The organism is Streptomyces sp. bgisy159, from assembly GCF_057707805.1.
The window spans coordinates 168,309-190,705 of record NZ_JBYIQX010000008.1; the positions used below are offsets into that span (position 1 = coordinate 168,309).

At 72.6% G+C, this 22,397-nt stretch carries 18 protein-coding genes; 4 read left to right on the forward strand and 14 right to left on the reverse strand.

Annotation, left to right across the window (positions count from 1 at the left end; all coding sequences use genetic code 11):
• Positions 1-128: 128 nt before the first annotated feature.
• The 13 genes from AC3ET3_RS11235 to rsmH all read right to left on the reverse strand — a co-directional run bounded on the left by AC3ET3_RS11235 (position 129) and on the right by rsmH (position 15,654).
• A complete protein-coding gene (locus AC3ET3_RS11235; RefSeq protein WP_435612043.1) occupies positions 129-848 on the reverse strand; it encodes a YggS family pyridoxal phosphate-dependent enzyme in 720 nt (239 codons plus the stop codon).
• Positions 849-854: 6 nt separating this feature from the next.
• Positions 855-1,586, reverse strand: coding sequence for a peptidoglycan editing factor PgeF (gene pgeF / locus AC3ET3_RS11240; RefSeq protein ID WP_432135944.1), 732 nt, complete (start codon positions 1,584-1,586; stop codon positions 855-857).
• Positions 1,583-2,782: a cell division protein FtsZ gene (gene ftsZ, locus AC3ET3_RS11245; RefSeq protein ID WP_432135943.1), complete on the reverse strand. Its 1,200-nt coding sequence runs from the start codon at positions 2,780-2,782 to the stop codon at positions 1,583-1,585. Before ftsZ ends, pgeF begins: the two co-directional genes overlap by 4 nt.
• Positions 2,783-3,068: 286 nt before the next feature.
• Positions 3,069-3,863 (reverse strand): cell division protein FtsQ/DivIB, encoded by a 795-nt coding sequence (locus tag AC3ET3_RS11250; protein WP_435612044.1) that lies wholly within the window; start codon positions 3,861-3,863, stop codon positions 3,069-3,071.
• A 27-nt stretch (positions 3,864-3,890) separates the two neighbouring features.
• On the reverse strand, positions 3,891-4,979 hold the full coding sequence (gene murG / locus AC3ET3_RS11255) for an undecaprenyldiphospho-muramoylpentapeptide beta-N-acetylglucosaminyltransferase (RefSeq protein ID WP_432135941.1): 1,089 nt from the start codon (positions 4,977-4,979) through the stop codon (positions 3,891-3,893).
• A gap of 6 nt (positions 4,980-4,985) precedes the next feature.
• The gene (gene ftsW, locus AC3ET3_RS11260) at positions 4,986-6,353 is read right to left on the reverse strand and encodes a putative lipid II flippase FtsW (RefSeq protein WP_432135940.1); all 1,368 of its coding nucleotides are present in this window, start codon (positions 6,351-6,353) and stop codon (positions 4,986-4,988) included.
• Between the two features lie 20 nt (positions 6,354-6,373).
• Entirely contained in the window at positions 6,374-7,816 is a 1,443-nt protein-coding gene (murD, locus tag AC3ET3_RS11265) for a UDP-N-acetylmuramoyl-L-alanine--D-glutamate ligase (RefSeq protein ID WP_432135939.1), read from the reverse strand.
• Positions 7,798-8,871, reverse strand: coding sequence for a phospho-N-acetylmuramoyl-pentapeptide-transferase (gene mraY / locus AC3ET3_RS11270; protein ID WP_432135938.1), 1,074 nt, complete (start codon positions 8,869-8,871; stop codon positions 7,798-7,800). The genes murD and mraY overlap by 19 nt, the downstream gene beginning before the upstream one ends.
• The gene (locus tag AC3ET3_RS11275) at positions 8,868-10,283 is read right to left on the reverse strand and encodes a UDP-N-acetylmuramoyl-tripeptide--D-alanyl-D-alanine ligase (RefSeq protein ID WP_432135937.1); all 1,416 of its coding nucleotides are present in this window, start codon (positions 10,281-10,283) and stop codon (positions 8,868-8,870) included. The genes mraY and AC3ET3_RS11275 overlap by 4 nt, the downstream gene beginning before the upstream one ends.
• 4 nt (positions 10,284-10,287) lie before the next feature.
• Positions 10,288-11,817, reverse strand: coding sequence for a UDP-N-acetylmuramoyl-L-alanyl-D-glutamate--2,6-diaminopimelate ligase (locus tag AC3ET3_RS11280; protein ID WP_432135936.1), 1,530 nt, complete (start codon positions 11,815-11,817; stop codon positions 10,288-10,290).
• Between the two features lie 291 nt (positions 11,818-12,108).
• The gene (locus tag AC3ET3_RS11285; protein ID WP_432135935.1) at positions 12,109-14,091 is read right to left on the reverse strand and encodes a peptidoglycan D,D-transpeptidase FtsI family protein; all 1,983 of its coding nucleotides are present in this window, start codon (positions 14,089-14,091) and stop codon (positions 12,109-12,111) included.
• A 5-nt stretch (positions 14,092-14,096) separates the two neighbouring features.
• Positions 14,097-14,645, reverse strand: a complete 549-nt coding sequence (gene ftsL, locus AC3ET3_RS11290; RefSeq protein ID WP_432156626.1) for a cell division protein FtsL — start codon at positions 14,643-14,645, stop codon at positions 14,097-14,099.
• A gap of 52 nt (positions 14,646-14,697) precedes the next feature.
• Complete coding sequence (gene rsmH, locus AC3ET3_RS11295) at positions 14,698-15,654, reverse strand: 16S rRNA (cytosine(1402)-N(4))-methyltransferase RsmH (RefSeq protein ID WP_432135933.1); 957 nt, start codon at positions 15,652-15,654, stop codon at positions 14,698-14,700.
• 353 nt (positions 15,655-16,007) lie between these two features.
• Between rsmH and AC3ET3_RS11300 the strand changes: the two genes are divergently transcribed.
• The 4 genes from AC3ET3_RS11300 (at position 16,008) to AC3ET3_RS11315 (ending at position 21,704) form a co-directional block, all read left to right on the forward strand.
• Positions 16,008-16,556: a beta-class carbonic anhydrase gene (locus AC3ET3_RS11300; RefSeq protein WP_432135932.1), complete on the forward strand. Its 549-nt coding sequence runs from the start codon at positions 16,008-16,010 to the stop codon at positions 16,554-16,556.
• Positions 16,557-16,807: 251 nt separating this feature from the next.
• A complete protein-coding gene (locus tag AC3ET3_RS11305) occupies positions 16,808-17,842 on the forward strand; it encodes an AAA family ATPase (RefSeq protein WP_432135931.1) in 1,035 nt (344 codons plus the stop codon).
• A complete protein-coding gene (locus tag AC3ET3_RS11310) occupies positions 17,839-19,209 on the forward strand; it encodes a DUF58 domain-containing protein (protein WP_432156627.1) in 1,371 nt (456 codons plus the stop codon). Before AC3ET3_RS11305 ends, AC3ET3_RS11310 begins: the two co-directional genes overlap by 4 nt.
• Positions 19,209-21,704 carry a transglutaminase TgpA family protein gene (locus AC3ET3_RS11315; RefSeq protein WP_435612045.1) on the forward strand — a complete coding sequence of 832 codons (2,496 nt, stop codon included), beginning with the start codon at positions 19,209-19,211 and terminating at the stop codon, positions 21,702-21,704. Before AC3ET3_RS11310 ends, AC3ET3_RS11315 begins: the two co-directional genes overlap by 1 nt.
• A gap of 159 nt (positions 21,705-21,863) precedes the next feature.
• Here the strand turns inward: AC3ET3_RS11315 and AC3ET3_RS11320 are convergent, their stop codons facing one another.
• On the reverse strand, positions 21,864-22,256 hold the full coding sequence (locus tag AC3ET3_RS11320) for a DUF3040 domain-containing protein (RefSeq protein ID WP_432140032.1): 393 nt from the start codon (positions 22,254-22,256) through the stop codon (positions 21,864-21,866).
• Between the last annotated feature and the right edge of the window lie 141 nt (positions 22,257-22,397).

Here is a 22,397-nt window from a genome sequence, read left to right on the forward strand (position 1 = left end):
GCTCTGAGTCCTCCGCTCTGTGGTGGATCAGCTGACGACTGCCAAGTCCCGCGATCCACGTGGTCCTTCTGCCCGCCTTTCGACGGAAATGACCATATTTTCTGCTGTGGTCCGACTTCCTGGCGACGTTACCCGAGCCCGGGGCGGACTCCGAGTACCGCGGTGCCGACGCGCACATGTGTCGCTCCTGCCGCCACGGCCTGCTCAAGGTCCGCACTCATCCCTGCCGAGACCATGTTCGCAGCCGGATGAGCTCGGCGCAGGTGAGTCGACAAATCCATCAACCGCTCGAACGCCGCCTGTTGCCGCCCCGCGTACTCCCCGGTCAGCGGGGCGACGGTCATCAGCCCGTCGAGCCGCAGCCCCGGCGAGCCGGCGACGAGACCGGCCAACGCCTCGATCCCGCCGGGCGCCACGCCACCGCGCTCACCCCGCTCGGCCTCCCCCGCGTCGAGCGCGACCTGGATCAGACAGCCCAGCTCGCGCTCCCGCCGTACCGCCTCCCTGGACAGCGCGGCCACCAGCCGGGAACGGTCGACGGACTGCACGAGATCCGCATAACCGGCCACCGAGCGCACCTTGTTGGTCTGCAACTGACCCACGAAGTGCCAGGTGAGGGGCAGATCCGAACAGGCGGCGGCCTTGGGGGCGGCGTCCTGGTCGCGGTTCTCGGCGACATCACGCACGCCCAGTTCCGACAGGATGCGCACATCGCTCGCCGGGTAGGTCTTGGTGACCACGATCAGGGTCACCTCGTCCCGCCGGCGGCTGGCGGCCTCGCACGCGGCCGCGATGCGCCGTTCCACCTTCGCCAGGTTCGCGGCGATTTCCTGCTTACGGTCCGTCATGCTCCATCAGTCCAGCCACACGTAGCCCGCGAGCCGCCCGGTGACGCGGTCACGGCGGTACGAGAAGTGATCTTCCGACTGCAGCGTGCACACCGGCGACTGCTCCCGGTCGCGCACCCCCAGCCGCTCCAGCTGCGCGTGCACCCCGGCGGCGACGTCGACCGCCGGCGTGCCCCGGCTCGTCTCGGCGTACGCCGCCGGTTCGACGGCGGCCACCTCGGCGCGCATCCCCGCCGGCACCTCGTAGCAGCGGCCGCACACGGCCGGTCCGGTGCGGGCGACGATCCGGGCGGGGTCGGCCCCCAGCTCCGTCATCGCCCGCAGTGCGGCCGGCACCACCCCGGCGACCAGGCCCGGCCGACCCGCGTGAGCCGCGGCGGCGACCCCGGCGACCGGGTCGGCGAGCAGGACCGGTACGCAGTCGGCGGTCAGGACGGCGAGGCCGAGCCCGCGCCGGGCGGTGACGACCGCGTCGACGGCGGGAACGTCCGCCTCGGTCCCCCAGGGCCCGTCGACGACCGCGACCTCGGCGCCGTGCACCTGGTTCATCCAGACCACCCGGGCCGGGTCCAGGCCCAGCGACTTCGCGCCCAGTTCGCGGTTGGTCAGCACGGCGGCGGGGTCGTCGCCGACCGCGCCGCCGAGGTTGAGCTCCTCATACGGAGCGGCGCTCACCCCGCCCCACCGGTCGGTGAAGGCGAAGTGCGCGCCGCTCACGCTCTCGCGCTGTCCTATCACTTGAGGAAGTCCGGCACGTCCAGCTCCTCGGCGGCGCTGTCCGCGTAGTTCCGCGACGGCGGGACCGGCGGGGCGACCGGGATGTCGGCCACCGGCTCGGGCGCCGGCTCCGGCTCCTCCTTGGGGGTCACGCTACCGAGCGAGCCGAAGGTCGGCCGGGACTCGGGCTGCCGCGCCGGGGCCGGCTCCTCGCGGCGGGGCGTCGAGGAGGAGGCCGATCCGAGGACGGTGTCCCGGCGGGCCGGGGGCTGACCGCCGTCGAAACCGGCCGCGATCACGGTGACCCGGACCTCGTCGCCGAGGGCGTCGTCGATCACCGCACCGAAGATGATGTTGGCCTCGGGGTGGGCGGCCTCGCTGACCAGCTGGGCGGCCTCGTTGATCTCGAACAGGCCGAGGTCGGAGCCGCCCGAGATGGAGAGCAGCACGCCCCGGGCGCCGTCGATGGAGGCCTCCAGCAGCGGGGAGGAGATCGCCATCTCGGCGGCGGCCACCGCGCGGTCGTCGCCGCGGGCCGAGCCGATGCCCATGAGGGCCGAACCGGCCTCGGACATGACCGACTTCACGTCGGCGAAGTCGAGGTTGATCAGGCCGGGGGTGGTGATGAGGTCGGTGATGCCCTGGACGCCGGAGAGCAGGACCTGGTCGGCCGACTTGAAGGCGTCGAGGACCGAGACCTGGCGGTCCGAGATGGACAGCAGCCGGTCGTTGGGGATGACGATGAGGGTGTCGACCTCTTCGCGGAGTTCGGCGATGCCGTCCTCGGCCTGGTTGGCGCGGCGCCGTCCCTCGAAGGTGAACGGGCGGGTGACCACGCCGATGGTGAGGGCGCCCAGGGAGCGGGCGATGTTGGCCACGACGGGCGCGCCGCCGGTGCCGGTGCCGCCGCCTTCACCGGCCGTCACGAAGACCATGTCGGCCCCCTTGAGGACCTCCTCGATCTCCTCGCGGTGGTCCTCGGCGGCCTTGCGGCCGACGGCCGGGTTGGCTCCTGCGCCGAGTCCGCGGGTGAGTTCGCGGCCGACGTCGAGCTTGACGTCGGCGTCGCTCATCAACAGCGCCTGCGCGTCGGTGTTGATGGCGATGAACTCGACGCCCTTGAGACCGACCTCGATCATCCGGTTGATGGCATTGACACCACCGCCGCCGACACCGATGACCTTGATGACTGCGAGGTAGTTCTGCGGTGCTGCCACGTCGAAGGCCTCTCGCCTCGAATTACGTGCCGTCGGACCGGCGAGGCCCTGTGCCTCGCGCTCCGGCGGCTGATGCCGAATGGGACGGTCCGTAGCGCCGACCCGAACCCTAACGCTGAAGTTTAGGGTTACCAGTGTGTCTGTTCCTTGAAGTCTTCTGAACAGGACACTAAGTCGACAAGTGGCGCCCGTTCAACGAACACGCCGAACCTCCCGTTTTTCTTTTCACCCTATGTGATCAGCCGTGTCGCTAGCCAACCAGGGTGCTGGCCTGCGCTGATGTGCGTCAACTCCCTGATGACGCGGGCGCGGTGGGAACGCTGACGTCGAAGTGGTCGGCATCCGGGGCGGCTTTCATGAGAGCGGTGAGCGCACGGGCCTTCGCGACGCCCTGTTCGGAGCTCCCCCACCCCACGGTCCGGCCGTCGCCCAGCTTCAGCGAGATGTCGTCGAAGGAGCGGACCGTGACGGTCCGGGTGGCACGGGAGACGGCCGGCGGGAGGTCACCGGCCACCCGGACCGCCTCGCGCACCAGCCAGGTCTCGCCGAAGCGGCGCAGGCTCGCCGTGGCCGACTCGGCGGAGCCGGTGGCGATTTCGAGCAGCGGCACGCCCTTCGGCGCCCGGGCGACGGTGGCGAAGCGGACGCCCTCGTCGTCCACCTCCACGAACTCCCCGCCCCGGCGCACCAGCAGGACCGGTGTCCGCTCGGTCACCTTCAGCACGATCCCGTCCGGCCAGGAGCGCTCCACGTCGACCTGGTCGATCCGGGGCAGCGAACGCATCAGGCGCGACTCGATCGCGCCGGTGTCGACGGAGACCAGCGGCGACCCGACCGGCACGGCGGCCGCCTCGCGCACCTGCCCCGGGGTCAGAACGGCCGTACCGGAGACGGAGACCCGCTCCACGCGCAGCCACTGGGACCCGTACAGCGTCCACACACAGCCGCTGCCGAGGAGGAGCACCACGACGGCGAGGATGATGATCCTACGAAGCCGGCGCGGTCCGAGCCTCCGGACGAGGGGCGGGCCGGACGACTCCTGTGCTGCGGCACCGCGCTCGGCGGTGGTGGGTCCGGCCACGCTCCCCTGCCCTTTCGTCATAGGTGCCTAACGACGCCCGGCGATCGCCTCGTACACCATGCCGACCAGCAGCTCGTCGGCGTCCCGGCGGCCGAACTCACCGGCGGCGCGGGACATCTCGTACAACCGGTGCGGGTCGGCGAGGACGGGCAGCACGCTCTGCTGCACCCACTGCGGCGTCAGTTCCGCGTCGTCGACCAGCAGTCCGCCGCCCGCCTTGACCACCGGCTGGGCGTTGAGCCGCTGCTCGCCGTTGCCGATGGGCAGCGGTACGTAGGCGGCGGGGAGCCCGACGGCGGAGAGTTCGGCGACGGTCATCGCGCCCGCGCGGCACAGCATCATGTCGGCCGCGGCGTACGCGAGGTCCATCCGGTCCAGGTAACTTACCGGGATGTAGGGGGGCATCCCCGGCATCTGCTGGACGTGCGGCAGTTCGTTCTTCGGGCCGACCGCGTGCAGGATCTGGATCCCGGCCTGCTGGAGGTAGGGCGCGACCTGCTGGACGACCTCGTTGAGCCGGCGGGCGCCCTGCGAGCCGCCGGAGACCAGCAGCGTCGGCAGGTTCGGGTCGAGGCCGAACATCGCGCGGGCCTCGGGACGCACCGCCGCCCGGTCCAGGGTGGCGATGGAGCGGCGCAGCGGGATGCCGATGTAGCGGGCGTCCCGCAGCTTGCTGTCCGGGGTGGAGACGGCGACCCGGGCCGCGTACCGCGAGCCGATCTTGTTGGCCAGGCCGGGGCGGGCGTTGGCCTCGTGGATGACGATCGGCACGCCGAGCCGCTTGGCCGCGAGGTAGCCGGGCAGCGCCACGTAGCCGCCGAAGCCGACCACGGCGTCCGCCTTGGTGCGCTCCAGGATCTGCTCGGCGGCCTTGATCGTGCCGCGCAGCCGGCCCGGCACGGTGATCAGCTCGGGGGTGGGCTTGCGGGGCAGCGGCACCGCCGGGATCAGCGCGAGCTCATAGCCCCGCTCGGGCACCAGCCTGGTCTCCAGGCCGCGCTCCGTGCCCAGGGCCGTGATGCCCACGGTCGGGTCCTGCCTGCGCAGGGCGTCCGCGAGGGCGAGCGCGGGCTCGATGTGGCCGGCGGTCCCCCCACCGGCGAGTACGACATGCACCGAAATTCACCGCTCTCCGGACGAGCGCGCCGCCGAGGCACGCCGTCGCATCGTGTTCCATCTCCTGGGCTCTCTGGCGGAAGCAGAGCCCCCGGCCCCCCGCTTTCTACCAAAGCGTGGTTGCCGCATCGCAAGCGCGGCCCGCGCAGCGGGCTCGTCGCGCGCGAAGGCGATCAGCAACCCGATGGCGAACATGGTCGGCAGCAGGGCGGACCCCCCGTAGGAGAACAGCGGGAGCGGGACGCCGGCGATCGGCAGCAGGCCGAGCACCGCACCGATGTTGATCACCGCCTGAGCGGTGATCCAGGTGGTCACGCCTCCCGCGGCATACCTCACGAAGGGGTCCTCCGTGCGACCGGCCACGCGGATACCCGCATAGCCTAGAGCCGCGAAGAGGGCGACCACCGACACCGTCCCCGCCAGACCCAGTTCCTCCCCGGTGACGGCGAAGATGAAGTCGGTGTGGGCTTCGGGGAGTTGGCCCCATTTTTCCACACTCGCGCCGAGTCCCGAGCCGAAGATCCCGCCGGATGCCAGGGCGTAGATGCCGTGCACGGCCTGCCAGCAGTCGACGGCGCCGGACCTGGGCTCGGTGGCGCCGATGCAGGACAGCCGGGCCATCCGGTTGGGACTGGTCTTGATGAGGATCAGCCCGATGGTGCCGGCGATGGCCAGTACCCCGGCGAACAGCCGGGTCGGCGCGCCCGCCAGCCACAGCAGGCCGAACAGGATCGCCGTCAGGATGATCGCCGTCCCCATGTCACCGCCGAGCATGATCAGCCCGAGCAGCGTGAAGGCGACCGGCACCAGCGGCACCAGCATGTGCTTCCACTGGGTCAGCAGCCGCTTGTCCTGCTTGCGCGCGAGCAGGTCCGCGCCCCACAGCACCAGGGCGACCTTGCCGAACTCGCTCGGCTGGATCTGGAAGGAGCCGCCGACCGCGATCCAGTTCTGGTTGCCGTTGACGGCCATCCCTATCCCGGGCACCTGCACCAGTGCCATCAGGAAGACCGCCCCGGCCAGGATCGGGTAGGCCAGCGCCCGGTGCAGCTTCACCGGCATCCGGGAGGCGAGCACCAGCAGCACGGTACCGATCAGGGCGGCCAGGAACTGCTTGCGGAAGAAGAACGTCCCCGGCAGCGACAGCTCCAGCGCCTTGATCTGGGAGGCCGAGTAGACCATCACCAGGCCCAGTACGGTGATCAGCAGACTGCCGCCGAGGATCAGGTAGTAGGCGGTCAGCGGCCGGTCCCAGGCCTTGTGGGCGCGCGTGTACAGGCGCAGCACGGGGTTGTCGCGCGGGGGGCGTGCGGCGGGAGGCCGCCGGACGGCCCGCTGGACGGGCGGCCGGCGGCCGGTACGGCTACTGGGCATCAGCGCCTCCGCTACGTCGGTCAGGAGCCGAGTTCGCGAACCGCCTCCGCGAACGCGTCACCGCGCTTGGTGTAGTTGGCGTACATGTCCATGGACGCACAGGCCGGGGCGAGGAGCACCGTGTCGCCTGCCACCGCGAGCCGCCGCGCCTCCCGGACGGCCTGGAGCATCGCCCCAGTGTCCGTCCGGTCGAGGTCGACGACGGGTACTTCCGGGGCGTGTCGCGCCAGCGCCTCGCGGATCAGCGCGCGATCGGCGCCGATGAGCACGACCCCGCGCAGCCGCTTGGCGGACCGGGCGACCAGTTCGTCGAAGGTGGCGCCCTTGGCGAGCCCGCCGGCGATCCACACGATCGAGTCGTAGGCCGCCAACGAGGCCTCGGCCGCGTGGGTGTTGGTGGCCTTGGAGTCGTCGACGTACGCGACGCCGTCCACGTCGGCCACGTGCGCGATGCGGTGGGCGTCCGGCGTGAAGGCGCGCAGTCCGTCCCGTACCGCCCCGGGGGGCACGCCGAAGGCGCGGGCGAGGGCGGCGGCGGCGAGGGCGTTGGCGATGTTGTGCGGGGCCGGCGGGTTCACGTCGGAGACCTCGGCGAGCTCCTGGGCGTTCTTCTGCCGGTTCTCGACGAACGCGCGGTCGACCAGGATGCCGTCCACGACCCCGAGTTGGGAGGGGGAAGGGGTGCCGAGGGTGAAGCCGATCGCCCGGCAGCCCTCCTCGACGTCCGCCTCGCGCACCAGGTCCTCCGTCGCCTTGTCGGCCACGTTGTAGACACAGGCGACGCGATTGCCCTCGTAGATCCGGCCCTTGTCGCGCGCGTAGGCCTCCATGGAGCCGTGCCAGTCGAGGTGGTCGGGGGCGAGGTTGAGCACCGCCGCCGAGTGGGCGCGCAGGGAGGGCGCCCAGTGCAGCTGGTAGCTGGACAGCTCCACCGCGAGGACGTCGTACTCCTCGTCGCCGAGGACCGCGTCGAGCAGGGAGACGCCGATGTTGCCGACGGCCGCGGTGCGCAGGCCTGCCGCCTTGAGGATCGACGCGAGCATCTGGGTGGTCGACGTCTTGCCGTTGGTGCCCGTGACGCACAGCCACGGCGCGGCTTCGGGGCCGCGCAGCCGCCAGGCCAGCTCGACGTCTCCCCAGACGGGCACGTCCGCCTCGGCGGCGGCCGCGAACAGCGGCTTGTCCGGCTTCCATCCGGGCGCGGTGACGATCAGCTCGGTGCCCTCGGGCAGGGTGTCGCCGTCGCCGAGGCGCACGGTGACGCCCAGCGCCGTGAGCTCGGCGGCCTGCTCACGCGCGCGTGCGTCGTCGCCGTCGTTGACGACGGTGACCCGCGCGCCCAGCCCGTGCAGCACCTTGGCCGCCGGGACGCCGGAGACGCCGAGCCCGGCGACGGTGACGTGCTTGCCCTGGAGGTCGACGTGTCCCGAAGACACCGAGGAGGTCACTTGTCCGCTGCCCATCCCGCGTAGAAGAGGCCCAGTCCGACGATCACGCAGATGCCCTGGATGATCCAGAAGCGGACCACGACCAGGACCTCGGACCAGCCCTTGAGTTCGAAGTGGTGCTGCAACGGGGCCATCCTGAAGACGCGCTTCCCGGTCAGCCGGAAGGAGCCGACCTGGATGACCACCGACATGGTGATGAGGACGAACAGGCCGCCGAGCAGCGCCAGCAGCAGCTCGGTGCGCGAGCAGATCGCGAGGCCGGCGAGCACACCGCCGAGCGCGAGCGAGCCGGTGTCGCCCATGAAGATCTTGGCAGGGGAGGTGTTCCACCACAGGAAGCCGAGGCAGGCGCCCATCAGCGCCGCGGAGACCACCGCGAGGTCGAGCGGATCGCGCACCTCGTAGCAGGCGTTGGGGTTGGTCAGGGTCTCGCCGTTGGCGCAGGACTCCTGGAACTGCCAGACGCCGATGAAGGTGTAGGCGCCGAAGACCAGGACGGAGGCGCCGGTGGCCAGACCGTCCAGACCGTCGGTGAGGTTCACGCCGTTGGACATGGCCAGGATCATGAAAAGCGCCCAGACCACGAACAGCACCGGGCCGATGGTCCAGCCGAAGTCGGTGATGAACGACAGCTTGGTGGACGCCGGGGTGTTGCCGCGCGCGTCCTCGAACTGCAGCGACAGCACCGCGAAGGCGATGCCGCCGAGCAGCTGGCCGGCCATCTTGGCCTTGGCCCGCAGACCCAGCGAGCGCCGCTTGACGATCTTGATGTAGTCGTCGAGGAAGCCGACCAGGCCCATGCCGAACATCAGGCCCAGCACCAGCAGGCCCGAGTAGGTGGGCGGGTAGCCGGTGATCAGCTTCGACAGGAAGTAGGCGGCGATCGTCGCCAGGATGAAGGCGATGCCGCCCATGGTCGGCGTACCGCGCTTGCTCGCGTGCTCGCGCGGGCCGTCGTCCCGGATGTACTGGCCGTAGCCCTTGCGGGCGAGCAGCTTGATCAGCAGCGGGGTGCCGATCAGCGTCAGGAAGAGGCCGATGACGCCGGCGAACAGGATCTGCTTCATCATCGGGTGGCGACCTCACCCTCGGCACCGGTCTCGAGCAGCGCCTGAGCGACACCCTCCAGGCCGACCGAACGGGACGCCTTCACGAGTACGACGTCTCCCGGGCGCAACTCGCTGCGCAACAGGTCGACCGCCGCCTGTGCGTCGGACACGTGCACCGACTCCTCACCCCACGAACCCTCGTTATATGCGCCCAGTTGCAGCCAGGCGGCTTCCCTGCCCCCGACCGCGACGAGCTTGCTGACGTTGAGCCGGACGGCGAGCCGTCCGACCGCGTCGTGCTCGGCGAGCGCCTCGTCCCCGAGCTCGGCCATCTTGCCGAGCACCGCCCAGGTCCGCCGCCCCTTGCCGATCGCCGCCAGCGCACGCAGGGCGGCCTTCATCGACTCGGGGTTCGCGTTGTAGGCGTCGTTGACGATCGTCACGCCGTCCGGGCGCTCGGTGACCTCCATCCGCCAGCGGGAGAGGGAGCCCGCCTCGGAGAGCGCGGTGGCGATCTCTTCCGCGGACATGCCCAGCTCATGGGCGACGGCGGCCGCGGCGAGCGCGTTCGACACGTGGTGCTCACCGTACAGGCGCATGGTCACATCGCTTGCACCGGAGGGTGTGTGAAGCCTGAAGCAGGGCTGTCCGCTGTCCGTGAGTCGCACGTTCTCGGCCCGAACGTCCGCTTCGTCGGACTCTCCGAAAAACACCACCTTCGCCGTCGTACGGGAGGCCATGGACCGGACCAACGGGTCGTCGGCGTTGAGGACCGCGACGCCGCCCCGGTCGGCCGCCGGCAGGGCCTCGACCAACTCGCCCTTCGCCTGGGCGATCTGCTCGCGGCCGCCGAACTCGCCGATGTGGGCGCTGCCGACGTTGAGGACGAGGCCGATCCGCGGCGGGGTGAGCTGGGTGAGGTAGCGGATGTGGCCGATGCCGCGCGCGCCCATCTCCAGCACCAGGAACCGGGTCTCCTCGGTGGCGGACAGGGCGGTCAGGGGCAGCCCGATCTCGTTGTTGAGCGAGCCGGGGGTGAAGACGGTCGGCGCCTTGCGGCGCAGCACCTGGGCGATGAGGTCCTTGGTGCTGGTCTTGCCGGCCGAGCCGGTGAGGGCCACGAGGTTCGTACCGAGCCGTCGTACGACCTCGCGGGCGAGGGCGCCCAGTGCCGCCTGGACGTCGTCCACGACGATCGCGGGCACGCCGACCGGCCGCGAGGCCAGGACGGCGACGGCGCCGGCCTCGACGACCTGCGCCGCGAAGTCGTGGCCGTCGACGCGCTCGCCGGCGAAGGCGACGAAGAGGCTGCCGGGCACCGCCTCGCGGGAGTCCCGGACGACCGGGCCGGTGACCCGCACCGACGGATCCGGTATGTCGTGGGTCTGCCCGCCGACGACTGCTGCGATCTCGGCGAGGGAGAGGGCGATCACAAGTTCATCCCTGGGTCTTCTGGATAGCTTCGCGAAGCACCTGGCGGTCGTCGAACGGACGGACCACCCCGGCGATGTCCTGGCCCTGCTCGTGCCCCTTGCCCGCGACCAGCACGGTGTCACCGGCGTGCGCGCGGGCCACGGCCGCAGCGATGGCGGCCGCCCGGTCCTCGAACAGCAGGATCTCGCCGCGCTCGTGGGAGGGCACGGAGGCCGCGCCCTGGAGCATCGTGGCGAGGATCGCGAGGGGGTCCTCGCCACGGGGGTTGTCGGAGGTGAGGACGGCGGTGTCGGCGAACCGGGCGATCGCGGCCCCCATCGGGCCGCGTTTGGACCGGTCGCGGTCGCCGCCGCAGCCCAGCACGGCGTGCAGCCGGCCCTTGGTGACCTTGCGCAGCGCCCGGAGGACCGACTCGACGGCGTCCGTCTTGTGCGCGTAGTCGACGACCGCGAGGTAGGGCTGCCCGGCGTCCACGCGCTCCAGGCGGCCCGGCACCCCGGGGACGGCGGCGATGCCGTCGGCGGCGGTCTGCGGGTCGATTCCGGCGGCGGCCAGGGCGACGATCGCGGCGAGGGTGTTGGCCACGTTGAACGGTCCGGCGAGCGGGGACTTGGCGGCGATCCGCTGCCCCTCCGGGCCGACGGCGGTGAAGGTCGAGTCCAGCGGGCCGACCTCGACGTCCACGGCCCGCCAGTCGGCGTCGGGGTGGCCCTCGGCGGAGAAGGTGACGACGGGCACCTCGGCCTCGTCGATGAGGCGGCGGCCGTACTCGTCGTCGAAGTTGACCACGCCGAGCCGGCTGCGGCGGCGGGTGAACAGCTGCGCCTTGGCCCGGAAGTAGTCCTCCATGTCGGAGTGGAACTCCATGTGCTCCGGGCTGAGGTTGGTGAAGACCCCGATGTCGAAGACGCAGCCGTCGACCCGGCCGAGCACCAGCGCGTGGCTGGAGACCTCCATGGCGACCGCCTCGACGCCGCGTTCGCGCATCACGGCGAACAGGGCCTGCAGGTCGGTGGCCTCCGGGGTGGTGCGCTCGGACTTGATGCGCTCGTCGCCGATGCGCATCTCCACGGTGCCGATGAGCCCGGTGGCCCTGGCCGTGCGCAGCCCGCCCTCGACGAGGTAGGCGGTGGTGGTCTTGCCGGAGGTGCCGGTGATGCCGATCTGCAGCAGGTCGCGGCCCGGGTGACCGTAGATGGTGGTCGCCAGCTCGCCCATCCGGCCGCGCGGGTCGTCCACCACCAGGACCGGAAGTCCGGTCGCGGTGGCGCGTTCGGCGCCGGCGGGGTCGGTGAGCACGGCGACGGCGCCCAGGCCGGCGGCCTGGGTGACGAAGTCGGCGCCGTGCAGGCGGGCACCGGGAAGGGCGGCGTACAGGTCGCCGGGGCGGACGGCGCGCGAGTCATGGGTGATCCCGGTGACCTCGGCGCCGCCGTCCGGGCGCTGTGACGGGGCGATACCCAGCTGATCGGCGAGGTCCGCGAGGGGTGTGGCGGAGACCCGATCCGGTCGTGGCGGTCCCGGGTAGGTCACGGAAGCGCCCTTCTGGGTGGTTGGGGACTGATCAGCGTGTGGCACGGCGGTGAGCGTACCGGGCTGACCCGCCTGGGAGCGAAGCGAGGCGGGGTGCGGGGCGGGGTTCCCGGAGTCGGGAGTGATCATGGTCACGGGCTGGTTCCTGGCTGTTCGACGCTGAACACGGGTGGCTGAGAACGGACTGCTGGACGCGGACGGGGCCGACGCGGCGGGCCGGACGGGACGGGTACGGAGGGCGGGACGGGCACGGTCGGGTGGGACGACGGGACGGGCGGGGGTGGCGGGGGCTCAGGGCTTGAAGGTGACCGGCAGGTCGGCGGGCCGGGCGCCGGTCGGCGGGACCTGGAGCGTCTTCAGGGCGAACTCCATCACCTGCTTGAAGATGGGGCCGCAGATCTGGCCGCCGAAGTAGCTGCCCTCGGTGGCGTTCTGGATGGCGCAGTAGACCGTCACGCGGGGCTTGTCGGCGGGGGCGAACCCGGCGAAGGACGAGGTGTAGCCCTTGTAGGTGCCGGTTGCCGGATCGACGCGGTTGGCCGTACCCGTCTTGCCCGCGACGCGGTAGCCGGGGATGCGCGCCTTGTTGCCGGTGCCCTCCTGGTCGTCCACCACGGACTCCAGCATCTGCGCGAGCGTCTTCGCCGTGCGGTCGCTGACGACCCTGGTCCGCTCGGGGGCCGGGGCCGGCGTGAAGCGGCCGTCGGGTCCCTTGGTGCCGCGAACCAGGGTGGGTTCGACGCGGACGCCGCCGTTGGCGATGGTCGAGTAGACCGAGGCCGCCTGGAGCGCGTTGACGGAGACGCCCTGGCCGAACGGGATGGTGTACTGCTGCGAGGTGGACCACTTGTCGGCGGGGGCCAGGATGCCCCGGGTCTCGCCGGGGAAGCCGAGCCCGGTGGGCCGGCCGATGCCGAACTTGCGCAGGTAGGAGTACAGCACCCGGTTGGCCTCCGACTGGGTCCTGCCGAGCTGGCCGGTGGCCAGGATGGTGCCGATGTTGGACGACTTGGCGAGCACGCCGTTGAGGGTGAGGTACCAGGTCGGGTGGTCGATGTCGTCCTGGAAGAGCCGGTCGCCGCGGTGCAGCCGGTTGGGCACGGTGACGTGCGTGAGCGGTGTCGCGGCGTTCTCCTCCAGCACGGCCGCCATCGACATGATCTTGGCGGTGGAGCCGGGCTCGTAGGCGTCCCGGAGGGCGGCGTTGCCCATGTTCTCCGAGGACGCCGTGGTCAGGTCGTTGGGGTCGAAGCCGGGCGAGTTGGCCAGCGCGAGGATCTCGCCGGTGCGGGTGTCCTGGACGACGACGTAGCCGCGGTCCGCCTTGGACTTGCGCACCTGTTCGGTGATGGCGCTCTGCGCGGCCCACTGGATGTCGCGGTCGATGGTCAGCTCGATGTCGGAGCCGGGCACGGCGGGCGTCTCGGTGGAGCCCGCCGTGGGCACCTGACGGCCGCCGGACTGGGCGTAACGGATCTTGCCGTCCTTGCCGGCGAGGGTCTTGTCCAGCTGCTGCTCGATGCCGCCGCCGCCCTTGCCCTCGGCGTTGACCCAGCCCAGTATCCCGGCGGCGAGGGTGCCGTTGGGGTACACGCGCTTGCTGCTGGGGACGGCGAAGACGCCCGCGAGGACGTTGACCGTCGACCGGTCCGTGCCGGCCTTGGTGACGAGCGCGCTCTTGAGGTCCTTGATCTGCTTCCAGACCTGCGGGGTCTGCCGGCCGGCGAGCTTGGTGTAGCGGGTGTTCTCGTTCTCGGGGCGCAGCTTCTCGACGAGCGCGGACTGCTCCTGGCCGAGGATCGGCGCGAGGAGGGCGGCCGCCTGCTCGGGGCCGTCGCCGACCTTGAGCTGTTCGGCCGTGAACATGGTGGGGTCGGCGGTGATGTCGTAGGCGTCCTCGCTGGTGGCGAGGGCGACGCCGGAGCGGTCGGTGATCCGGCCGCGCTCGGCGGCCAGCACCTGGCCGACGTACCGGTTGCGCTCCGCCTTGGCGGCGTAGGTGCCGGCGTCCACGGCCTGTACCTGGAGCAGCCGTACGACGAAGGCGAGCAGGACGAGGGTCAGCGCGACGCCGACCAGGCGCAGCCGGGGGCGCGGGCTGCCGAGCCGCAGCGGGCGCGGTGCCGCCGGGCGGGGCACGACCGGGCGGCGGGCGGGCCGGGCGCCGGGGCCGGGGCGGCGCCGGCGGGCGCCCTGCGCGGCGGACGGGCGGGCGGGCCGGGCGGGGCCGGGCACCCGTCGGCGCGGTGGCTGCCGGCCAGAGGGATCGGACACTTCCGTCACCTGCCGGGGGTCGGGGTCGGGGTGGTCGGGGCGGGGGACGGGCCGGCGTCGGGCTGTCCGCCGACGGGTCCGGGGGCCGCCGGAGGGGCCGGGTCCGGGCTGAGCGCGGGCGAGGCCTGCTCGACGGCCTCGGTGAGCGTGATCACCTCCGGCGGCCGTGCGGCGTCCGGGGCGCCCGCGCCGCGGGCGGGCGAGGGGACGCCCTTGACGGTGCCGTCCGGGTGCAGGAAGGCCGGGTCGCCGCCGGGGACCATGCCGAGTTCCCGGGCCCGGCGCTGCAGCGCGTCCGGCGCCGAGTAGGAGTCGATGTCCCGCTGCAGCGCCTGTTCCTCGTCGGTGAGGCTCTTGGTGTCGCGCTGGAGGTCGTCCTTCTTGAACGCGCCCTCGCTGAGCGCGGAGTTGAGCACCAGCAGTCCGATGAGGCCGCCGCCCAGCAGCACCACCACCAGCAGCACGAAGGGCGTGCGGGCGGCCTGCGCGGGCCGCCCGGGAAGCAGCCGGGCGAGCCGGGCGGCCCGTCCCCCGGGTTCGGGCTTCCCGCTCACCGGTGCTCCCCCGGTCGGCTCCCCCGCGCTCCCCGCACGCCCCGCACCTCGCTCATTCGATGGACTCCCTGATCCGCTCGGCGCCCCGTAGACGCGCCGGGGCGGCCCGCCGGTTCTCCGCGATCTCTTCCTCGGTGGGAAGTTCGGCACCGCGCGTCAGCAGCTTGAGCCGGGGCTGGTACCGCTCGGGGACGACGGGCAGCCCGGGCGGCGCGGTGGAGGTGGCACCGGCCGCGAGGACCTGCTTGACCAGACGGTCCTCCAGCGAGTGGTACGACAGCACGGCGATCCGCCCGCCCACGGCGAGCGCTTCGACGGCGGCCGGGATCGCCCGCTCCAGGACGGCGAGCTCCCCGTTGACCTCGATGCGCAGCGCCTGGAAGGTGCGCTTGGCCGGGTTGCCGCCGGTGCGCTTGGCGGCCTGCGGCAGCGCGTCCCGGATCAGGTCCACGAGCCGGGCGCTGCTGCCGAACGGCTCCTTGGCGCGCTCGCGCACGACGGCGGCGACGATGCGCTTGGCCTGCTTCTCCTCGCCGTACGCGCGCAGGATGCGCACCAGCTCGCCCGGCGGGTAGGTGTTGAGGACCTCGGCGGCGCTGATGCCGGTGGTCTGGTCCATGCGCATGTCGAGCGGGGCGTCCTGGGCGTAGGCGAAGCCGCGGTCGGCCTCGTCGAGCTGCATGGAGGAGACGCCGAGGTCGAACAGGACGCCCTGCACGCGCGCGAGGCCGAGCCGGTCCAGCACGGCGGGCAGTTCGTCGTAGACCGCGTGCACCAGGGTGGCGCGCTCGCCGTAGGGTGCGAGGCGCTCGCCGGACAGGCGCAGGGCCTCCTTGTCGCGGTCCAGGGCGACCAGCCGGGCCTCGGGGAAGCGCTGGAGCAGGGCCTCGCTGTGGCCGCCGAGGCCGAGCGTGCAGTCGACGACCACCGCTCCGGGCCGTTCCAGGGCGGGGGCCAACAGGTCCAGGCAGCGCTGGAGCATCACCGGGACGTGTCGACTGTTGCTCAAGGGGCCCTCTCAGATCCGGCGGACGGTCCGCACCGCCGGGAGGAGACCGAGCCGTACGTACGCGCCGCGCACGCGGGGGAGACGTCCGGCCGTACCGGGGCCTCGCAGGGGGTTTTCGGAGCAGGGAGCGTCTCGCCTCCCGCTTCGCGTCACTTTAGTCCACCCTGTGTCGCGGTCAATCAACCGGCCTGCGCGTCGCCGAGCGGGCCGGAAATGAAGCGGTGCATCCGGGAATTTCACCCTACGGACGCCCTGCCACCACTCGTGTGGGTTACCTCACAGGCGGTGCGATGCCGCTCTTTTCCCCCTCTCACAGCGCGACCGGACCGACTGTGACCAGTAACGTCATGGGTATGACGACTTCCGCATCGGTACCCACCGGCTCCGGCGACGCGATAACCCGCACCGGCACCGTCACCGACCGCCTCGTCGAGGCGAACGAGCGGTACGCCGCCGATTTCACCGACCCGGGCATGGACGCCCGGCCCGTCCTCAAGGTCGCCGTGGTGGCCTGTATGGACGCCCGTCTCGACCTGCACGCCGCGCTCGGTCTGGAGCTCGGCGACTGCCACACCATCCGCAACGCCGGCGGCGTCGTCACCGACGACGTGATCCGCTCCCTCACCATCAGCCAGCGCGCCCTGGGCACCAGCAGCGTGGTGCTGATCCACCACACCGGCTGCGGCCTGGAGACCCTCACCGAGGAGTTCCGGCACGACCTGGAGATGGAGGTCGGCCAGCGCCCGGCCTGGGCCGTGGAGGCCTTCCGCGACGTCGACCAGGACGTACGGCAGTCCATGCAGCGGGTGCGCACCTCGCCGTTCCTGCTGCACACCGGCGATGTGCGCGGCTTCGTCTTCGACGTGACCACCGGTCTGCTGCGGGAGATCGACCCCGAGTGAGACCGCCCCGCGCGACGCGGGCCGACCCACCGGCCGCTCCATGTCGGGAAGCCGTCACCACTACGGCCGAAGACCGTAGGAGCGGACAAAACGTAGGCAGTTGTCCACAGGCGAGTGACACGAATCGGTAACGGCAGCAAGAATGCCGGTGGGGCGTCCCGCGGAACTTTTCCCGCGTGACGTTCGTGATTCGGGGTGGGCCGTCCCCAGCGGAGTGTCGGCCCGAAGAAAGAACGGGCCGAGGAGGGCCGGTGACGACCTATGACGAACGAGCGAGCCTTACAGATCTGACTGCCACCGTGGAACGGATCCGCAGTTCGGTGGAAGGAGTGATCGAAGGCAAGCCGGAGGTCGTGCGGCTTTCGCTGACCGTGCTGCTCGCCGAGGGACATCTTCTGATCGAGGACGTCCCCGGCGTGGGCAAGACCATGCTGGCCAAGACGCTGGCGCGCTCCATCGACTCCTCGGTGCGGCGCATCCAGTTCACGCCCGACCTGCTGCCGTCGGACATCACCGGGGTGTCCATCTGGGACCAGCAGCGCCGGGACTTCGAGTTCAAGCCGGGCGCGATCTTCGCCCAGATCGTGATCGGCGACGAGATCAACCGCGCCTCGCCGAAGACCCAGTCGGCGCTGCTGGAGTCCATGGAGGAGCGCCAGGTCACCATCGACGGCCAGTCGTACGAACTGCCGGCGCCGTTCATGGTGGTCGCCACGCAGAACCCGGTGGAGATGGAGGGCACCTACCCGCTGCCCGAGGCGCAGCGCGACCGGTTCATGGCCCGGGTGTCGATCGGCTACCCCAGCGCCGACGCCGAGCTGCAGATGCTGGACGTGCACGGCGGGGTGAACCCCCTGGAGGACCTCCAGCCGGTGGCGCACGCCCACGAGATCGTGAAGCTGATCGACGCGGTCCGCGGGGTGCACGTCGCCGAATCGGTCCGCCGGTACGCGGTCGACCTGGTCGCCGCCACCCGCACCCACCCCGAGCTCAGACTCGGCGCCTCGCCGCGCGCGACGCTGCACCTGCTGCGCGCGGCGAAGGCGTCCGCGGCCCTGTCCGGGCGGGACTACGCGCTGCCGGACGACGTCCAGCACCTCGCCGTCCCGGTCCTCGCCCACCGCCTGCTGCCCACGGCGCAGGCCCAGCTCAACCGCCGCACCTCCGAGCAGGTCGTCCAGGAGATCCTGCAGCGCACCCCCGTGCCCGCCGCGCCCCAGCAGCACGGCTACGGCATGCCGGGCGGCCCCCAGGGCTACGGCCGGCCGCCGCGGAGGCTCGGATGAGCAACGGCGCGGCCGGGCCCACGGACCATACCGGCCGGGGCGAGCCGGGCGGGCTCCGCACGGCCCTGGCCGGTCTGACCACCCGCGGCCGTTCGTTCCTGGCCGCGGGGGTCGCCGCCGCCGTCTGCGCCTACGTCCTGGGCCAGCCCGACCTGCTGCGGGTCGGGCTGCTGCTGGCGGCGCTGCCGCTGATCTGCGCGGGCGTCCTGTACCGCACCCGCTACCGGGTGGCCGGCAGCCGGCTGCTCTCCCCCGCGCGGGTGCAGGCGGGCAGCGAGGCCCGGGTCCATCTGCGGATGGACAACGTCTCCCGGCTGCCCACCGGGCTGCTCATGCTGCAGGACCAGGTGCCCTACGTCCTCGGCCCGCGCCCCCGCTTCGTGCTGGACCGGGTGGAGCCGGGCGGCCGCCGGGAGGTCTCCTACCGGGTCCGCTCCGACCTGCGCGGCCGCTATCCGCTGGGGCCGCTGCAGCTGCGGCTGAGCGACCCGTTCGGCATGTGCGAGCTGACCCGCTCCTTCTCCACGCACGACACGCTGACCGTGGTCCCGCGCGTGGAACCGCTGCCGCCGGTGCGTCTGGGCGGGGAGGCCCAGGGGTACGGCGACGGGCGGCAGCGCTCCCTGGCGCTGGCCGGCGAGGACGACGTGATCCCGCGCGGCTACCGCCACGGCGACGACCTGCGCCGCGTGCACTGGCGCTCCACCGCCCGGCTCGGCGAGCTGATGGTCCGACGCGAGGAGCAGCCGCAGCGATCGCACTGCACGGTCCTGCTGGACACCCGGGGCGTCGCCTTCCGGGGCGCCGGACCGGACTCGGCCTTCGAGTGGGCGGTCACGGGCTGCGCCTCGGTGCTGGTGCACATGCTGGAGCGCGGCTTCTCGGTGCGGCTGCTGACCGACACCGGCAGCTCGATGCCCGGCGAGGGCGCCGAGGCGTACGCGGGGTCCGGGCAGGAGTCGGCCGACGCGGCCGGGCTGATGATGGACACCCTCGCGGTGATCGACCACTCCGACGGCGCGAGCCTGTCCCGCGCCCACGACGTGCTGCGCGGCCGCGGCGAGGGACTGCTGGTGGCCTTCCTCGGCGACCTCGACGAGGGCCAGGCGGCGATCGCGGCGAAGATGCGCCGGCGCAGCGGCGGAGCCATCGCCTTCGTCCTGGACAGCGAGACCTGGATACGTGAACCGAACGGCGGTGTGCCCGAGCCGGCGGACGGGCGGGAGGAGCGGCTGCGGATGCTGCGCGAGGCGGGCTGGACCGTCCTGAGCGTGCCACGCGGCGCCTCGCTGCAGGAACTGTGGCGCCAGGCGGACCGGCAGCGCGCCGGTGCCGTGACGGCGGGGACCTACCGGGGGGAGGCGTGATGGTCAGCGGACGGGTGCGGGTCACCCTGTGCGCCGCGCTGGCGACGCTGCTGGCGGCCGGCGCCCTGTTCCCGCTGGTGGACTCCGGTTCGTGGTTCCCGCAGGCAGCCTTCCTGCTGGCGATCCAGACCGCGGTCGGCGCGGGCGCCCGGCGGGTACCGCTGCCCCGTCCGCTGACCGTGCTCGCCCAGACGGTCGCGCTGGTGGTGCTGCTGACGGTGGCCTTCGCCCGGGAGTACGCGCTCGCCGGGCTGCTCCCCGGCCCGCAGGCGCTGCGGCACTTCGGTGATCTGCTGCGGGCCGGCTCGGAGGACGTGACGCGGTTCGCGCCGCCGGCCCCGCTGTCCCCCGGCATCCAGCTGATGCTGGTCGGCGGTGTGCTGGTGATCGGCCTGATCGTGGACGCCGTGGCGGTGACCTATCGCAACGCCGCGCCGGCCGGTCTGCCGCTGCTCGCGCTGTACTCGGTGGCCGCGGGGCTGTCCACGGGCGACCGTGACTGGCTGTGGTTCCTGGCCGCGGCGGCCGGCTACCTGATGCTGCTGCTGGCCGAGGGGCGCGAGCGGCTCACCCAGTGGGGCCGGGTGTTCGGCGGCTCCTCGCGCCCGTCCGGCGAGCCGTCCGGGCCGACGGCCCCGGTGCGCACCGGCCGCCGCATCGGGGTGGCCGCCCTGGGCGTCGCCCTGGCGGTGCCGCTGCTGCCGCTGCCCGCGATCCAGGGCGGTCTGCTGGACGGCGCGGGCTCGGGCGTCGGCGTGGGCAGCGGCGGAGGGGGCACGATCTCCGCGGTCAACCCCCTGGTGTCCCTGCGCGACAGCCTCAACCTGGAGGAGGACCGCACCGCCCTCACGCTGCGCACCACCAGCGACAACCTCTCCGACCTGTATCTGCGGATCGTCTCCCTCGACGACTTCGACGGCACCACCTGGAAGCCGTCCAAGCGGCGCATCATCGCCGTCCCCGACCGGCTGCCCTCCCCCACCGGCCTCGGCCCGGACATCAAGCGCGCCGAGATCACCACCCGCATCCGCGCGGCGGACTGGTACGCCCAGGACTGGCTGCCGATGCCCTACCCCCCGAGCGGCGTCACCATCGGCGGCGACTGGCGGTACGAGCCGGTCGGCATGACCCTGGTCGGCGACCACCGGGAGACCACCCGGGGCAAGACCTACGAGGTGCGCAGCCTGGACGTGCGGCCGACGGCGGACCAGCTGAAGTCGGCGCCGGAGGCGTCCGGCCCGCTGCGCCGCGAGTACACCCGCGTCCCGGACTCGCTGCCGCCGGTGGTGTACCGCACGGCCCTCGACGTCACCAAGGGCGCCACCACCGACTACGACAGGGCGGTGGCCCTGCAGGACTACTTCGCGGTGACGGGCGGCTACCAGTACGACACCGAGGTCGAGGTCGGCGAGGGCCCGAACGCCATAGCCCGCTTCCTGCGGGACAAGCGGGGCTTCTGCGTCCACTTCTCCTTCTCGATGGCGGCGATGGCCCGCACGCTGGGCATCCCGGCGCGGGTGGCGGTCGGCTTCGCGCCCGGCTCCCCGCAGGCCGACGGCACGGTCGAGGTGAGCCTGAAGGACGCGCACGCCTGGCCCGAGCTGTATTTCGAGGGTGTGGGCTGGACCCGCTTCGAGCCGACGCCGACCCGGGGCACCACGCCCACGTACACGGTGCCGGAGGCCTCCGGGGCCCCGGTGCCGGACCTGCCTCAGGCCTCCCGCTCGGCGGAAGCCGCCCCCTCGGCGGCGCCGTCGGCGAGTTCGGGCTGCTCGGTGGCCGACCGCAAGCAGGGCGGCTGCGACCTGGCCCTGCCGCTGGACCCGGGGCAGCAGGACGGCGGCGGCCCGCCGTGGTACCAGCTGGCGGGCTGGATCCTCCTCGGGCTGGCGGCGGTGGTACTGCCGCTGCTGCCGATGGTGTGGCGGCTGAGACGGCGGTCGGTGCGGCTGGCGTCCGCGCAGCACTCCGCGACCGCGGCGACGGCGCCGCCTCCGGGGCGGGCAGACGGGCCGCGGCAGGCGGGCAGCGGTACGGCGCCAGCGGCGCGGATCTCCCCGCCGGTGGTCAGCGAGGCCGCCGTGGCGCACGTCCTGGCGGTGTGGCGCGAGCTGCTCGACACGGCCTGGGACTACGGCATCGTGCCGGACGACGCGCTCACCCCGCGCCGGGCCGCCGAGCGGATCGTGCGGATCGGTGAGCTGGACGAGGCGGCGGCCCGGTCGGTGCGGCGGGTGGCGGGCGCCGTCGAGCAGGTGCTGTTCGCGCCCGAGCCGCGCGCCGAGGCCGGACTGGCGGGCGACGTGCGCGACGTGCGGGCGGCTCTGCGGGCGCGTGCCGAGCGGCGGACGAAGCTGCGCGCGGTCCTCGCGCCGCGTTCGGCCGTCCGGGCGGTCTGGGACCTTTCGGACCGGTGGGCGGCGCTGAAGGCGGGCTGGGCCCTGCGGTGGACGCAGCTGACGCGCCGCGCGCCGGGCCGGCAGCAGACGGGCTGATCTGCGGGCCCCGGCGTACCGGGGCCGACCGCTCGGACAGTGCTGAGGGGGGTGACCGCCCGTCGGGTGGTCACCCCCCTCAGCACTGTCCGAGGCGCGCCAGATCGGTCAGGAGCCGTGCGGAACGGTCAGTGATCGCGGGAGTGGTCCCGCGGATGATCAGTGACCCTGGTCGTCACGGCGGCGCTGCCAGCGCTGCTCGATACGGTCCATCATGGAGCGCTTGGGCCGCCGGCCCTGGCCGCGAGCGGATGGGGCACCGGCGGGCTGTTCGCCCGGCTTGGGGGCCTTGCGCCAGCCGGTCACGGCGAGCACCGCGCAGCCCAGCATGACGAGGAAGCCCACCACGCTGAGCCAGACCTGCTTGGCGACCATTCCGGCCATGAGGAGCGCGATACCCACGAGGAAGCCCGCGACCGCCTGGTAGACCCGCCGTCGGGTGTACGTACGCAGCCCGCTTCCCTCAAGCGCCGACGCGAACTTGGGATCTTCGGCGTACAGCGCTCGCTCCATCTGCTCGAGCATGCGCTGCTCGTGCTCCGAGAGCGGCACGGAGTCCTCCTCATCGTGCAGTCGCCGGGGGGCGACCCGGGGGTCCCTTCAGGATAGGCAGGGAATCGCCCCCGTGAAACCCGCCCCTCTGCGCCAATTGGCCAACCGGGACCCGCCATGGCCGTCCCGGCTCGCTGAGGC